Source organism: Flavobacterium sp. KBS0721, from assembly GCF_002007065.3.
In the GTDB taxonomy this organism is placed as follows: Bacteria; Bacteroidota; Bacteroidia; order Flavobacteriales; family Flavobacteriaceae; genus Flavobacterium; species Flavobacterium piscis.
Genome location: NZ_CP042170.1, coordinates 1949639 through 1964086, shown reverse-complemented (window position 1 = coordinate 1964086; position 14448 = coordinate 1949639). Strand labels below are relative to the sequence as shown.

The window sequence follows — 14448 nt, the reverse complement described above, 5'->3', positions numbered from 1 at the left end:
CTATCAAATACTTCACTCACCCTTAAAAAGTACCGTTTAGTCTATCAAAAAGTACCATACATATATCTTCTTTTTTTTAAAACCACTAGCCACCTACTTTTGAACCAATAAATAAGTAATGAAAACAAGGTTTTTAATTTGTTCGTTTTTTTTGATTTCAATTTTCAATATGAAAGCTCAGGAGAACTTTTCGGTAAAGGCGAATGTAAAAACAGAACCTACTGATAAAATTAAATTTAACGAAACCAATATTGGTATAACGTTTACTAAAGAAATCGGTTCAAAAAATAAAATAACAAACACATTAGAATATTCGAATTTGAAAGTGAATTATGAATTAGACAGCAATATTACGTATGCGAATTTGGATCAATTCAATCAGATTCAGAACAAGTTTGAATTTTCTCACGAGCTTTCAAATACAACAAATCTGAATTTTTCGATTACACCAACGGTAAATTTCCAAAGCAATTTAGACAGTAATGATTTCACGCTTTTAGGGAGTTTTAAGGTTCAGCAGCAACTGAGTTCAAAAACGTTTGTGAGTATTGGAGTCGCGAGAACAACCTTTTTTGGTTCTCCCAAATTCCTGCCCACTGTTTCATTGGACTACAAAGTAAACAACGAAGCTTCTGTACTAATTGGTTTTCCAGATTCAAAAATTTCATATTCAAACAATATTCGAAACAAGTTTAGTATAAACAATAGTTTCAATGGTAATTTTTATCATTTAGACGCAGAAAATAATCTAAGTAATAATGCGTCGAAAGTGAGTTTATCGCAAATAACTACGTCACTTGAATACGAAAGAAATGTAGATAAAAACTGGTTTCTAAATTTTAAAGCTGGATATGATTTTAATAAAAAATACAACCTCATCGAAAACGACAATCATAAAGTATATGATTTTAATACCGGTAATGGTTATGTTTTAGGAGTTGGCATCAAATACAAACAATAAATAAATTTAATACACTATGAATAATTTAAAAAAAGGAATATTATTCGCAACATTGTTTTCGAGTCTGTTTTTTATAGGCTGCAGCAACGACGATGACGACGATGATTTAATAGGAAACTGGATTAAAAAATCAGCATTTGATGGTCCTGCAAGATCTAGTGCCACCAGTTTTGTTATTGGAGATTATGCTTATGTAGCAACGGGTTATACTGGTGACGTTTATTTAAAAGATTTGTGGGCGTATAATTCTACTGGAGATTATTGGGAACAAAAAGCTGATTTTACAGGAATTGGAAGAAGTTCTGCCTCTAGTTTTACACTTAGTGATAAAGGATATGTTGGTCTTGGCTACGACGGAACCAATAAACTAAAAGACTTTTATCAATACGATCCTACAAGTAATAGCTGGACTCAAAAAGCTGATTTTGCAGGAACCGGACGTTACGCCGCAGTAGGCTTTCAGGCTGGTGGAAAGGCTTATTTTGGAACCGGTTATGACGGAAATTACCTGAAAGATTTTTATCAGTACAATGACCAGACCAATACATGGACATTAGTAAATGGATTTAGCGGAAATAAACGCCGTAATGCTACTGCTTTTGTAATTGCAAACAAAGTATATCTTGGAACTGGAATTAATAACGGGGTTTACCAGGAAGATTTCTGGGAATTTGATCCTGCAACAGATGTTTGGACCAGAAAACGTGACATCGATAAGGATACAGATGATGATTATACGTATAATGATGAATACGCAATTGTTCGTTCGAATGCTTCTAGTTTTACTATGAACGGATTAGGATATATTGTGGGTGGGGAAAATGTAAAAACAACATGGGAATACAATCCATCAACAGATTTATGGGTAGAAAGAACTCCAATGGAAGGAGCCAGCAGAACAGATGCGGTTGGTTTCGCCATTAATAATCGTGGTTTTTATATGCTTGGAAGAGTAGGTTCAACCTATTTTGATGATGCGTGGGAGTTTAAACCTTTAGACGAACAAAGTGACGACGATAATTAATAAAAAAAAACAAATCTTCTGGAGTAAAATCCGGAAGAATCTAATGTTGCTTTTACCGGTTTTGCTATTTACAGCTTGTGTAAAAAATGAAAATTTTAAAACGGAATCCTTTAGAACTACGTCAGGTTGGGGTTATTCCATTGCTTTTAAAAATAAAATTATAATCAGGCAATCTGTAATTCCGGTAATAAGCGACACTAAAAGTTTTACTACTGAAAGCGACGCCTTAAAGGTGGCTCATTTAGTAGCGGAGAAACTCAATAAAAACATATCACCAACCGTAACCAAAAATGATTTAATTTTATTAAAAATTAAATTATAAATGACAATCGATACTATCAGAAATACGAGTTCAAATAAAATTTTATTCCATTGTATCATTTGGGTTTTCTTCATACTGACTTCATTAATTCAGTTTTACGAAAGTCCATTCAGGATCAACAATGACTTTTATGTACAATGGGCTACAGGAATTATCCTGTTTTACCTTAATTATTTTTATTTGGTTCCCGTATTGCTTTTAGAAAAAAAATACTGGCTTTATTTTGTATTTGTATTTGCTCTTATTTTGCTATTTATGATTATAAGGATTAATTATTTTATTCCTGACTTTTCGCAGGTGAGACAATTAAAGCCAAGCAATATTATGCACACCATACCGCCGGAAGATTTTAAATTAATGTATAAAGGCCGAAGAGTAAGGGCTGCAGTGTTAGCAACAAGACAGCCTTTATTTTTTAAAATCGGACCTTCATTTTTTTATATTTTAATTATTACCATAAGCGCTATTATTAGAACTCTTACAGAATTTTATAACAATCAGCAAAACAAATTAATTGCCGAAACGCACAGAACAAACACCGAATTGATTTATCTGCGCAAACAAACCAATCCGCATTTCTTATTCAATTCACTAAATAGTATTTATTCTTTGGCACACAAGAAATCTGATTTGGTCCCTGATGCCATCGTAACTTTATCCGAACTCATGCGCTATATGCTGTATGAAACAGATAATAAAACGGTGGCTTTAGAAAAAGAAGTCAATTACATCCAGAATTATATCGAGTTACAAAAACTAAGGCTCAACAATATCGAAGACATTATTATCAATGTACACGGTGACACCAGAAACAAGTTTATCGAACCTTTATTGCTTATTTCGTTTGTTGAAAATGCGTTCAAATACGGAACCGATTACAAAGGTGCTGCACATGTAAAAATCAAGATTTTTATTTTGGAAAACAGTCTTGATTTCTGGATAGAAAATACCATCGAAAACTATATTAAAGATCCTGAAAACTCAGGAATTGGTTTGGTAAACATTCAAAACCGACTGGATTTGCTTTATCCAAATGCGCACGAACTCAATATCACACAAGACAATCAATATTATCGTGTACATCTCAATTTAAAATTAGATAAAATTCAAACCGCAATAAATTAAACAAAACAATTATGGCATAAGGATGATATAGTCCAATCCGTATTTTATGATAATTTTAAAACTTACTTTACTGGTTTAAAACTACTTTTGAGCACCAAATAAAATCTTTAAATCTAAAACGTCAACAAATGAAATGTGTTATTATAGATGATGAACCTTTAGCGGTTGAATTATTAGAAGATTTTGTTCGAAAGGTAGACTCGCTTGAACTCATCAGTACTTTTAATAATGCTATCGACGCCGTTTCATTTATCAACCAAAATAATGTTGATTTGATTTTTCTGGACATTCAGATGCCACATTTTTCCGGCATTGATTTTTTAAATACAATCGAAAAAAAGCCTTTGGTTATTTTTACAACTGCATATTCTGATTATGCCGTTGAAGGTTTTAATCTGGGCGCTGTAGATTATTTAGTAAAACCCATTCCGTTTCATCGTTTTTTAAAATCAGTTGTACGTGCACAACAGGTTTTAAACCCCTCAACAGCTATTCAGGCTATTTCTGAAAACACAACTGCTCCTGAATTAGAACAGGATTTTATGTTTGTAAGGGCAGAATATGAAAACGTCAAAATGAATTTTTCGGATATTTTATTTATCGAAGGTTTAAAAGATTACGTCAAAATATACACAACAGATAATAAATTCACGCTGACTTTAATCAGTTTAATAAAACTGGAAAACTTGCTTTCAAGCAAAGGATTTTCCCGAATTCACAGGTCGTATATCATTAATATAAAACATGTGAAATCGATTCAGAAAAACAAAGTTCTCATTAGTGATAAACGAATCCCAATAAGTGAAAGTTATAAAAGTGCTTTTTTCGAAAGAATCAACCTTTAGTTCCTTTAAATTCCAAAAAATAAAAAATTCCAAATTCCAATAGGGTGTCAAACATCTTTGGAATTTGGAATTTTTTATTTTTTGGAATTTTCGAATTCTATTCTTCGTTTTTAAACCAACCTGAATACATTACATAATTGTTCGAAATACGTTCAATTTCGCCTGCAAAGTCTGACTGGTCGATATCTTTTACTTTTTTTGCCGGAACACCCGCATATATAGTTCCTGAAGGTACAATAGTATTTCGTGTAACAACAGCTCCTGCCGCTATAATCGAGTTGCTTTCTACCACACAATTATCCATTACGATGGCGCCCATTCCTATCAAAACATTGTCATGAATCGTACATCCGTGCACAATAGCATTATGTCCTATCGAAACATTGTTGCCTATAATAGTTGGATGTTTTTGATATGTGCAGTGAATAACAGCTCCGTCCTGAATATTAACCTTATTTCCTATCGAAATAAAATTTACATCGCCGCGAATTACAGCATTAAACCAAACGCTGCAGGAATCTCCAAAAACAACATCACCAATAATTGTAGCATTTTCAGCTACATAACAATCTTCCGGTATCGAAGGTGTTTTTCCGTTTACAGATTTAATAAGCATGATAAAATTTAATTAATTGCCGGACAGTTACAATCGTAACGTTCCTTTTTACAGAATAAATTAACTCCCAAAGTAATTTGATGGTATCCGCCGGTGTCAAATTTTACATCGCCGGTAACCTGCGAATACGTATAAGCAAACATAAAGTTTTTATAGTTTACGCCTATTATGGGCGTGATATATTGCAATTTTTGAGAGGCTACTCCGTTATTTGAATTACTATATTGTACGCCATCAAAACTTCTTCTATATGATAATGCGGCCCACAAACTGCCAAAATCCATATTTTTATAAGCCTTCATGTTCAAATCGATAGATTTTTCTTTCGTTTTATCGAATAATTGAAACAAAACCGATGGTTCCCAGGTAACGCTATTTCTTTTACCAAAAACATATCCGGCACTTAATAAAAATTTTCTAACGTTATCACTTTCGTAATCCGTATACAGCTCTCTTCTGGTTTCCAGCAATCCCTGTACGGTTGCATGAGCATAAAAATCAAGATAATTATAAGAAGCACCAACATCAACATTAAAATAAGAATCCTTTTGAATCTGACCAAAAACAATTGGGTCAAAAGTTCCGCCAAATTTAGTTTCATCGAGCTGGCTCTGGATTATTCCTCCGCTAATACCAAACGAAAGCTGATTTAGATCGAGTTCATCTCTCGAAAACATAATGTGATGTGCGTAAGTAAGCTTTACTCCTTTTTGAGAATGGTAGCCGTTTTCATCATTAAAAATAATAATTCCGGCTCCTGACCGCTCTCCTACCCTGCCATTAAACGTTAAGGTTTGAAGCTGCGGTGCATCTTCCTGGCCAAACCATTGTTTTCTGGCCGTTAATCTTATTTTGGCACAATTGGCAGCACCAGCCATTGAAGGGTGAATCAAGTAATAATTATCTGATAAATAATCAGAGTAAACAGGTATTCCTTCTTGTGAATAGGAATAAAATGTTGCGATTAAAAAAACAAATAAAACCCTGATTCTAAATTTCATAAAGGCAATGTTGTTGGTATAAATTTTAAACTCTCATAATTTAATACGATTAATTTGAAAAGAGCCGTAATTATTTTATTAAAAAATCAAATATAGGTATTAGTAGAAAATAACTTTAGTAAATTTGTAGAAAATTACAAATCATGACAAAAATCACCATAAAAGAAACTCAGAATCCAACTATCTTAAAGTTTGAATTTGAAGATTTCATTACAAAAAATCAAAATTTCGAATTTAAAAATATCGATGAAGCCCAAGCATCGCCTTTAGCACAACAATTATTTTATCTTCCGTTTGTAAAAACCGTTTATATTTCAGGAAACTTTATCGCGATCGAAAGATACAGTATTGTAGAATGGGACGATGTAAAAGATGCTGTTGCTGAACAAATTGCATCATTTGTAGACAAAGGTGGCATCATCATAAAAGTGGATGAAAATGCACCCAAAAAACAACCTATTACGGTTTACGGAGAAACAACTCCAAATCCTGCTGCTTTAAAATTTGTAGTGAGCAGAATGTTGACTAAAAATGCAGTTGAATATAAAAACATCGATCAGACGGCTTCTTCTCCATTGGCAAAAGAATTGTTTAAATTTCCTTATGTAAAAGAAGTTTTTATAGATGAAAATTATATTTCAGTAACCAAATATGACATCAACGATTGGGATGAAATTACTTTAGAAGTAAGAACTTTTATCAAACAATATATCGAAAACGGAGGAACTGTTTTAGACGAAAGTTTAATTGAAGTCGCTACTAAAAATGATGTTACAAAAGATGAAGCATTTGACAAATTAGATGTTACCTCTCAACAAATCATCAATATATTAGAAGAATACGTGAAACCGGCGGTTGCGGCTGACGGTGGTAATATTGCTTTTGACTCTTATAATGAAGAAGACAAAACGGTAAAAGTAATTTTACAAGGTGCTTGCAGCGGTTGTCCTTCTTCTACTTTTACTTTAAAAAGCGGAATCGAAAATATGCTAAAAAGTATGTTGAATGATGAAGCGATTAAGGTAGAAGCTGTGAATGCATAATTATTTATTCTAATAAATACACAAAGCGCCTCAAATGGGGCGCTTTTTTATTGAATTCATATCTGCTTAATTTTCAATAAATTATTCCGTTTTTATGCAATAAAAATAGTTAATATTGTATCCTAAACCAATCAATATAAAACTATGGGATTATCTTCATTTTTCAAGAATTTATTTGGCTCAGCCAAAGATTCAACTACAGATTTAGCCAATCAGGCCGAGGTTAAGTTTGAACAAGCAAAAGAAGCTGCCGCTCCTTATATTGAGAAAGCAGAAACTTTTGCCGAGGAAACAATTGCAAAAGCAAAAGAAGCTTCAGAACCCATCCTTGAAAGTGCGGCTGAATATGCAAACAAGGCAAAAGATATTGTAAGTGAATATGTAGAAAAAGCTTCAGATTCATTGAGCGATGTAATCGATTCTGTAAAAGAAAAAACCACCGAAACTGCCGGCACAACCAAAACTATAGTCGTAGAAACTGCAGCCGATGCCACTGAAAAGAGTGAAACCGCAACAGACGAAATTATTGATACTATTCCTCCTAAGGAATAAGGACTGATTTTTTCTAATAAAAAGAAATATATCTATATTTGCAGCCTTAATATACCTTCTCTTTGAGAAGGTTTTTTTATTCAAAAAAATATGAACCTCAATCCAGACCAGGTTAGCAATTATATTACTAAATATGCTGACTTATTAGTTGATTATTCTCTTAAATTAGTTTCTGCCTTTATCATTTTATTTGTTGGTATTTATGCCATCAGATTGATAAACAGAATCATTACGAAGGTAATGGTACAAAGAAATTTAGATCCTACTTTAACAAAATTTCTTTCTGACATTTTGATATGGGCACTCCGAATTTTATTATTTGTTACTTTCATTGCAAAACTAGGAATCGAGACTTCATCATTTGTTGCCATTTTAGGAGCAATGGGACTTGCGGTAGGTTTATCATTGCAGGGTTCACTTTCTAATTTTGCGGGAGGAATGCTAATTATCGTTTTCAAACCTTTTAAAGTTGGCGATACGATCGAAGCGCAAGGCGTTATTGCAACAGTTTCAGAAATTCAGATTTTTGTTACCAAAATGATTACCGGAAACAATCAGGTTGTTTTTGTTCCAAATGGCTCTCTATCAAACGGAACGATTATCAACTACTCTATGCAGGGAGAACGAAAAGCCGATCTGACTTTTTCAATTTCTTACGATTCTGATATTAAAAAAGCGAAAGATGTTCTTTTAGACGTTTTAGTTCAAAATCCTAAAGTGCTTAAAAATCCTGCTCCGGAAGTTTTTGTAAAAAATTTAACGGCTTCTTCTATAGATTTTGCAGTGCGTCCGTGGGCGACAAATGCCAATTACGGATCCGTAGTATCAGATACTTTAGAGAACTGCAAAATAGCTTTAGACCAAGCCGGAATTTCAGTTCAGCCTTATACAATTCAAAAATAAAATAGTTTATTGTTTTTTTGATGGAGGTGCCATCATAAAATCTTTTAAATAATAAGGTTCAAAATAAGCGACATCTACAGTGTCGCTTTTTTGATATTTATCGAAACTTATTTTACTCATTGCAGCTGCAGATGGATATTTGATTTCTTCTAAAAATATAAAGTTCTCTTTAGTTAAAACCGGTTTGCATTTCTCTGCACAATCCCCCACAAAATAAATCTTTTCTGTATATGAGGCAAAAGAATCCTCTGTAATAACTTCTGCTTCTATTGTTCTTTCTTTTTCTAAATTCGCATTAAAAATTTCGCTATAAACCTCCATTCTTCTTGCATCGATCATAGGAATGATTTTCCCATCAGCAACATTAGCCTGCGAAGCAAGTGTTTCTAAAGTATCAATGGCAATAAGCGGAATATTTAAAGCAAAGCACAATCCTTTTGCTGCCGAAACGCCAATTCGTAAACCCGTGTATGAACCAGGGCCCTGACTTACGGCAACAGCTGCTAAATCCTGAACCGAGATTCCTGCCTCAGCAATTACTTCTTCTATAAAAACATGCAGCTTTTCAGCATGAGAATAGCCTTCTTCTGCAATTTCTTTACAAACAATTGTTGCTCCATTTTTAGCAATGGACACTGAGCAATTTTTAGTAGCCGTTTCTATATTTAGGATAAAAGACAATGTATTTTTTTTTTAATGTTATTATTAATATGTCAGACTGAGTGAAGTCGAAGTTCTTTTTAATTTCTAATCGTTCGACTTCGCTCAGGTTGACAATATCTTTAAAGAGATTTTATTTATTTCTTAGGCAAATCAGCTTTTTTAAGCTTGACTTTATCACCCGAATTCAGATCTTTAGAAACTGTAGTGTAAGGTCCGGTAATTACCACATCACCCGGTTTTAATCCTGACATTACTTCGATATTTGTATCATCCTGAATACCTGTTTTAATGACTCTGATTTTAGCTTTATCTCCTACTTTTACAAAAACACATTCGAATTTTTTATCGCTTTTTGGAGCTGCTTTTTTATCATCATCACTTGGACCCTGAATTTTTAAATCTTTTACAGCAGTAGTATCTGCTTTTACAACGACAGAACTAATAGGCACTGCCAAAACATTACTTTTAGTTCTTGTAATGATATCTACAGTTGCCGTCATTCCTGGTCTAAAAGGCGAGTAAGTATCAGGCTGTCCTTCTAACAAATCCTGGTAGGATTCTTTCAGGATACGAACTTTTACTTTAAAGTTGGTTACCTGATCAGATGTTAGCGTTGTGCTTGCAGAGTTAGAAATACTGGTTACCGTACCTTTGAATTTCTTTTTTAGATAGGCATCCACTTCAACATTTGCCTCATCGCCAATTTTTACTTTTACAATATCATTTTCGTTGACGTCAACTTCAACTTCCATATTGTTTAGGTTTGCTACTCTCAAAAGTTCTGTTCCAGCCATTTGCTGTGTTCCCAAAACACGCTCTCCTAATTCAACATTTAAGACCGAAATTGTTCCGGCAGCAGGAGCGTAAATTAAAGTACGTCCCAAGTTGTCTTTTGCTTCTGTAACAGATGCCGAAGCACTCTGAACGTTATAGTAAGCATTTTGTCTTGTTGCTTTTGCTACTTCATAAGTCGAAATAGCTTTGTCCCAATCTGATTTTGAAATTACGCCTTTATCATATAAAGTTTTATTACGTTCGTAACTTGCTTTTGCTTCTTTATAACTTGCCTCAGACTGTGTTAGACCTGCTTTAGTTCCCGATAAATTGGCAACAGAACGATCTAATCCGGAGGTATATAAATCAGGATTTATTTTAACGAGCAAATCTCCCTTTTTTACAACTTGTCCTTCTTTTACATTCAGTGCAATAATTTCACCCGAAACCATTGATGAAAGTTTTACCTCTATTTCAGGCTGAATTTTACCAGTTGCAGAAACCGTTTCGACGATCGTTGAAGCTACTACTTTTGAAACTTCTACTTCTTTTCCTTCATCTTTATTTCCTATTACTCCTGCTTTCGAAAGACCTATTAAAACCGCAATAATGACTAACGCACCACCAAGTAAGAAATAAATTGTTTTTTTTGACATAATAAATTATTTTGTGATAATTGGTACAATTGGAATTCCAAAGTAGAATTCAAGTATTTTTATTTTAAACATGTAATCGTATTTTGTTCTAATAACGTCTGACTGAGCATTGGTTAACAATGTTTGTGCCTGAGTAAAATCGAATGAATTCATCAAACCTACATCGTACTTTTCTTTCGCATAATTATAAGCCTGTTGTCTTGCCTCTAAAGTTACTGTTGATGACTCATGAGCATTTAAGGCTCCTTTTGCATCTGTAAAAGCAGTGTAAACGTTACGTTGCAAATCTAAACTTTTTTGCTCTAAATCTATTTTAGATTTCTCTAAACTTACTTTACTTCTTTCTACATTATTTCTAACAGAAAATCCATTAAAAATAGGAATTGAAAGCTGGAATCCAAAAGATTGTCCTTTATTATCATTGAACTGATCAAAAATTGGTGCAGCTTTACCTAAAACCGACATATAATTATCACGTACTACAGGCTGATTTGTTCCCTCAACATAACCAATCTGAGAAGTTGGATTAGCAGAGTTTAAAGTAGAACCTGTAATAATATCAGAATAACTTGCTCTGGTATTAAAGTTATAGAAAGCACTTAAGGTAGGCTGATAAGCTCCTCTTGCAATTGTAACATTTCTTTCAGCAATTTCAAGATTTGTTTGTGCCAGTTTTAATTCTGTTCTGATCTCTTTGGCTTTATTGTAAATATCAATTGGGCTTTGTGCCATGATATTATTTTCATCTTCTACTTTTGTATCATCGACTACATCAAAATCTGCAAATTCTTTTAATTGTAAAAGCTGCGCCAGACTTAATTTTGAAATTAACAAACTATTCTCAGCAACAATTATAGCCTGCTGATCAGTAGCCTCAGTAGCTTTCAGATCGTATAAATCTCCACGCGGAATTGTTCCTGCATTTACCATTTCTTCAGAACGCGCCAATCGTTTTTGATCAATGGATAACTGTTCTTTTTTTACTTTTAAATTTTCTTTATTAAAAAGAATTTCCAAAAATGCATTCGCAACATTCAAAGAAATATCTTCCTGCATTTTCAGCAATTGATATTGCGATGCTATCATAGAAAGTTTAGATCTGCGAAGTGTATTTTGATTTTGTAAACCTTTATAAATATCAACACCAACAGATGCGCCAATAGAAGAATACTGAGTGGTTTGATTTTCAAGTAAACCTGTTGTAATATTCTGGTTTAAACCAACATTCCAGGAATGCGAAGCATTTGCATTAACAGCAGGAAGGAAATTACCAAAAGCCGCTTTTTTATCAATTGCTGCATTTTTTACATCTAACTCTGATAATTTAATAGTGATATTATTATCTAATGCATAACGTACGCATTCTTCTAATGTCCATTTTTTTGATTGTGCCTGAGATGATAATCCAAACCCGAAAAGCATGGCAAAAACAAGACTATTATATTTATTTATTTTCATATATTTTGAATGAAAGCGCAGTAAAAATGATGCTACGCAAATTTAACATTTTTTAAAACCAAAAACTCTTTTTATACTTTCAAATTATTTCTTTTCTCCTTCATTGATCAAACCCTGATTCCAGATCTTAATTTTATCTGTGTTTTTAAGGCCGCTTTTTACCTGAACATAAATTCCGTCACTCACTCCTAAAACCAAATCCTGTCTTTTAAATTTTTGAGGAGCAGTTTCTACTTCAACATAGGGCTTTTGTGTTTTTTTATCAAATTGAACCAATGATTCTTTGACAGCCAAAACCTTGTCAGCTTTCTCTAAAATGATCGAAGCATTTGCACTTAAACCGGCTCTGATGAAGGTTGCATCTCTATTTTCTAATTTAGCTTTTATTTCAAATTGAATCGCTCCGTTTTCTACTACTCCTTTTGGAGCAATATCGGTTAAAGAGGCTTCGAATTTTTTGTTTTCGATGGCTCCAACTGTAATTTCAATTGGCATTTTTTCTTTGATTTTACCTACTTCAGATTCGTCAATTTTTCCAATAAAAATCATTCTTCCAACATCTGCAACACTGGCAATCGTAGTTCCTTCATTAAAATTATTACTTTCAATAACCTGATTTCCTACTTTTACCGGAACTGCCAAAACCATTCCCGTTACCGTTGAGCGAATTAGGGTATTTGCATAACTTCCTAATGATGTGGTTGTTCCTGTTTTTACGATATCTAAGCTTTGTTTTGCAGCCAGATAATTTTGTTTTGCCTGTGTATAAGCCAATTGAGCTGCATCAAAATCATTAGCAGAAATTACATCTTTATCAAACAATGTCTTTTGTCTTTTATAGATTTTTTCCTGATTGTCCAAAGCAATTTTAGCTGTTTGCACCTGATTTTGAGTATTACTAACATTAGAAACATTAGCTACTACTCTAATTTTGGCGATCATATCTCCAGCTTTGATTTTCTCTCCGGCTTTGATATATACTTCTTCAATAATACCTGAGATATTTGGTTTGATTAGAACTTCTTCATCAGGCTGAATGTTACCGGTTGCAATTGTGTTTTTTACGATTGTTTTAATCTCTGCTTTTTCCGTTTTGAAAACAATTGGAGATTGTTGATTTTTAGCGTATAAATAGTAAAGTGCGCCAAAGAAAACTACAGCAATAAAGATTAAAATGGTTACGGTTACTCCTTTTTTCATTTTGTTTTGGTTTAATCGATTATATTTTTGATTGATAATTTATTCTGTTCGTAAAGCATCTACAGGCTTTACATTGATTGCGGTTTGAGCTGGAATAAATCCGGCTAATAAACCTGATCCTACTAATATTAATAATGCGACAAATACAACCCCCAGATCTACGCTTGGATTTGCAAACATAGTATCATTTCCGGGCGGCATAGAATCCAGCACCATATTTAGTACGGCAATAATCCCGGTTGCTACCGCAATACCCAGCATTCCTGAAATGATAGTCAAAAATATAGATTCTGCTAAAATCTGACCTCTAATTGCTGCCGGAGTTGCGCCTAATGCTCTGCGAATTCCAATTTCTTTGGTACGTTCTTTAACTACAATAAGCATAATATTAGAAATACCAATTACTCCCGAAATCAAAACCAAACTTCCTACAAAATAAGCAATAACCTGTAAGATATTAAACAAACTTTGCACTTTATTAAATTGTTCATACAAATCAAAATTTCCAACTGCTCTGTCATCTGCAGGATTTACAGAATGTAGTACTTTAATTAGCTCTAAAATTTTGGGTTTTAAATCCGTAATAGAAACTTCGTCTCTGGCTGTAAGAGCCATCCACCCCACTTTATCTCCATAATTAAATGCCTGTTGAAAAGTAGTAAAAGGCACAAATATATTTTTTTGCTCCTGCTCTGCATTTCCTCCCTGTTGCTTCGATTTGTAAACACCAACTACCATAAAGTTGATTCCGTTAATTTTCACATACGTTCCCACTGCTTCCTCTTCTTTACCATACAAATCAGTGATAACACCTTTTCCAATTACAGCAACTTTTCGCTTCTCCAGAATATCTTGTTGATTCACAAAACGCCCTTTTATAATATCCATTGGCTGTTGTTTGATCAACTCAGGATAATCACCATAAATAGTAAATGCTGCAGTTTTTGTACCGCGAACTACATTATTAGATCCGTTAAAATCACCTAACTGATTCCTTGGTGATACATATAATAAATCTGGCAAGGCAGATTTTAAGGCGGCAACATCACTATTTCTAAAATCGTAACGTCGGGTTTTTGGTAAGCCTTTGTAAGCTTTTGAGGTAGTTTGACTCCACATAAACATTGTATTAGTCGCAATTCCATCAAAACCTTTTTTTACACCGTTCTCCAACCCTTTTCCTGCAGCCAGTAATATTACAAGAATAAATATACCCCAAAATACCCCAAACGCAGTTAGCACCGTTCTAAAAACATTGGCTGTTAAAGCCTGTAAAATTTCATCCCAATTATCTTTCTTAAACAT

The 14448-nt window shown here is 33.4% G+C and carries 15 protein-coding genes; 8 read left to right on the top strand and 7 right to left on the bottom strand.

Going from position 1 to position 14448, the window contains the following annotated elements; all coding sequences use genetic code 11:
* Positions 1–169 precede the first annotated feature (169 nt).
* The 5 genes from B0M43_RS08600 to B0M43_RS08580 all read left to right on the top strand — a co-directional run bounded on the left by B0M43_RS08600 (position 170) and on the right by B0M43_RS08580 (position 4277).
* On the top strand, positions 170–961 hold the full coding sequence (locus B0M43_RS08600) for a DUF6268 family outer membrane beta-barrel protein (protein WP_246860212.1): 792 nt from the start codon (positions 170–172) through the stop codon (positions 959–961).
* A 16-nt stretch (positions 962–977) separates the two neighbouring features.
* On the top strand, positions 978–1985 hold the full coding sequence (locus B0M43_RS08595; protein WP_065452063.1) for a kelch repeat-containing protein: 1008 nt from the start codon (positions 978–980) through the stop codon (positions 1983–1985).
* A 43-nt stretch (positions 1986–2028) separates the two neighbouring features.
* Positions 2029–2307 (top strand): DUF4907 domain-containing protein, encoded by a 279-nt coding sequence (locus tag B0M43_RS08590; RefSeq protein WP_078008674.1) that lies wholly within the window; start codon positions 2029–2031, stop codon positions 2305–2307.
* Complete coding sequence (locus B0M43_RS08585; RefSeq protein ID WP_065452061.1) at positions 2308–3432, top strand: sensor histidine kinase; 1125 nt, start codon at positions 2308–2310, stop codon at positions 3430–3432.
* Positions 3433–3560: 128 nt separating this feature from the next.
* Positions 3561–4277 (top strand): LytTR family DNA-binding domain-containing protein, encoded by a 717-nt coding sequence (locus B0M43_RS08580; protein WP_065452060.1) that lies wholly within the window; start codon positions 3561–3563, stop codon positions 4275–4277.
* Between the two features lie 97 nt (positions 4278–4374).
* Here the strand turns inward: B0M43_RS08580 and B0M43_RS08575 are convergent, their stop codons facing one another.
* Positions 4375–4893, bottom strand: coding sequence for a gamma carbonic anhydrase family protein (locus B0M43_RS08575; RefSeq protein WP_078008675.1), 519 nt, complete (start codon positions 4891–4893; stop codon positions 4375–4377).
* 8 nt (positions 4894–4901) lie between these two features.
* A complete protein-coding gene (locus tag B0M43_RS08570) occupies positions 4902–5894 on the bottom strand; it encodes a type IX secretion system membrane protein PorP/SprF (protein ID WP_078008676.1) in 993 nt (330 codons plus the stop codon).
* Between the two features lie 143 nt (positions 5895–6037).
* Between B0M43_RS08570 and B0M43_RS08565 the strand changes: the two genes are divergently transcribed.
* From B0M43_RS08565 to B0M43_RS08555, 3 genes are all read left to right on the top strand, one after another.
* Positions 6038–6937: a NifU family protein gene (locus B0M43_RS08565; RefSeq protein WP_065452057.1), complete on the top strand. Its 900-nt coding sequence runs from the start codon at positions 6038–6040 to the stop codon at positions 6935–6937.
* 144 nt (positions 6938–7081) lie between these two features.
* A complete protein-coding gene (locus B0M43_RS08560; RefSeq protein ID WP_078008677.1) occupies positions 7082–7489 on the top strand; it encodes a hypothetical protein in 408 nt (135 codons plus the stop codon).
* Between the two features lie 90 nt (positions 7490–7579).
* A complete protein-coding gene (locus B0M43_RS08555) occupies positions 7580–8392 on the top strand; it encodes a mechanosensitive ion channel family protein (RefSeq protein WP_078008678.1) in 813 nt (270 codons plus the stop codon).
* Between the two features lie 6 nt (positions 8393–8398).
* Here B0M43_RS08555 and tsaB read toward each other — a convergent pair whose 3' ends face one another.
* From tsaB to B0M43_RS08530, 5 genes are all read right to left on the bottom strand, one after another.
* Positions 8399–9073 carry a tRNA (adenosine(37)-N6)-threonylcarbamoyltransferase complex dimerization subunit type 1 TsaB gene (gene tsaB / locus B0M43_RS08550; protein WP_065452054.1) on the bottom strand — a complete coding sequence of 225 codons (675 nt, stop codon included), beginning with the start codon at positions 9071–9073 and terminating at the stop codon, positions 8399–8401.
* 116 nt (positions 9074–9189) lie between these two features.
* Positions 9190–10485, bottom strand: coding sequence for an efflux RND transporter periplasmic adaptor subunit (locus B0M43_RS08545; protein ID WP_065452053.1), 1296 nt, complete (start codon positions 10483–10485; stop codon positions 9190–9192).
* Between the two features lie 6 nt (positions 10486–10491).
* A complete protein-coding gene (locus B0M43_RS08540) occupies positions 10492–11943 on the bottom strand; it encodes a TolC family protein (RefSeq protein WP_065452052.1) in 1452 nt (483 codons plus the stop codon).
* A gap of 84 nt (positions 11944–12027) precedes the next feature.
* Positions 12028–13143 carry an efflux RND transporter periplasmic adaptor subunit gene (locus B0M43_RS08535; RefSeq protein WP_065452051.1) on the bottom strand — a complete coding sequence of 372 codons (1116 nt, stop codon included), beginning with the start codon at positions 13141–13143 and terminating at the stop codon, positions 12028–12030.
* Between the two features lie 39 nt (positions 13144–13182).
* Positions 13183–14448 carry an ABC transporter permease gene (locus B0M43_RS08530; RefSeq protein WP_078008679.1) on the bottom strand — a complete coding sequence of 422 codons (1266 nt, stop codon included), beginning with the start codon at positions 14446–14448 and terminating at the stop codon, positions 13183–13185.

What these genes read in the sequence shown, in the direction of transcription:
- B0M43_RS08600 (WP_246860212.1), top strand. Translation starts at nt 170, where the DNA reads ATGAAAGCTCAGGAGAACTTTTCGGTAAAGGCGAATGTAAAAACAGAA.
- B0M43_RS08595 (WP_065452063.1), top strand. Translation starts at nt 978, where the DNA reads ATGAATAATTTAAAAAAAGGAATATTATTCGCAACATTGTTTTCGAGT.
- B0M43_RS08590 (WP_078008674.1), top strand. Translation starts at nt 2,029, where the DNA reads ATGTTGCTTTTACCGGTTTTGCTATTTACAGCTTGTGTAAAAAATGAA.
- B0M43_RS08585 (WP_065452061.1), top strand. Translation starts at nt 2,308, where the DNA reads ATGACAATCGATACTATCAGAAATACGAGTTCAAATAAAATTTTATTC.
- B0M43_RS08580 (WP_065452060.1), top strand. Translation starts at nt 3,561, where the DNA reads ATGAAATGTGTTATTATAGATGATGAACCTTTAGCGGTTGAATTATTA.
- B0M43_RS08575 (WP_078008675.1), bottom strand. Translation starts at nt 4,893, where the DNA reads ATGCTTATTAAATCTGTAAACGGAAAAACACCTTCGATACCGGAAGAT.
- B0M43_RS08570 (WP_078008676.1), bottom strand. Translation starts at nt 5,894, where the DNA reads ATGAAATTTAGAATCAGGGTTTTATTTGTTTTTTTAATCGCAACATTT.
- B0M43_RS08565 (WP_065452057.1), top strand. Translation starts at nt 6,038, where the DNA reads ATGACAAAAATCACCATAAAAGAAACTCAGAATCCAACTATCTTAAAG.
- B0M43_RS08560 (WP_078008677.1), top strand. Translation starts at nt 7,082, where the DNA reads ATGGGATTATCTTCATTTTTCAAGAATTTATTTGGCTCAGCCAAAGAT.
- B0M43_RS08555 (WP_078008678.1), top strand. Translation starts at nt 7,580, where the DNA reads ATGAACCTCAATCCAGACCAGGTTAGCAATTATATTACTAAATATGCT.
- B0M43_RS08545 (WP_065452053.1), bottom strand. Translation starts at nt 10,485, where the DNA reads ATGTCAAAAAAAACAATTTATTTCTTACTTGGTGGTGCGTTAGTCATT.
- B0M43_RS08540 (WP_065452052.1), bottom strand. Translation starts at nt 11,943, where the DNA reads ATGAAAATAAATAAATATAATAGTCTTGTTTTTGCCATGCTTTTCGGG.
- B0M43_RS08535 (WP_065452051.1), bottom strand. Translation starts at nt 13,143, where the DNA reads ATGAAAAAAGGAGTAACCGTAACCATTTTAATCTTTATTGCTGTAGTT.
- B0M43_RS08530 (WP_078008679.1), bottom strand. Translation starts at nt 14,448, where the DNA reads ATGTTTAAGAAAGATAATTGGGATGAAATTTTACAGGCTTTAACAGCC.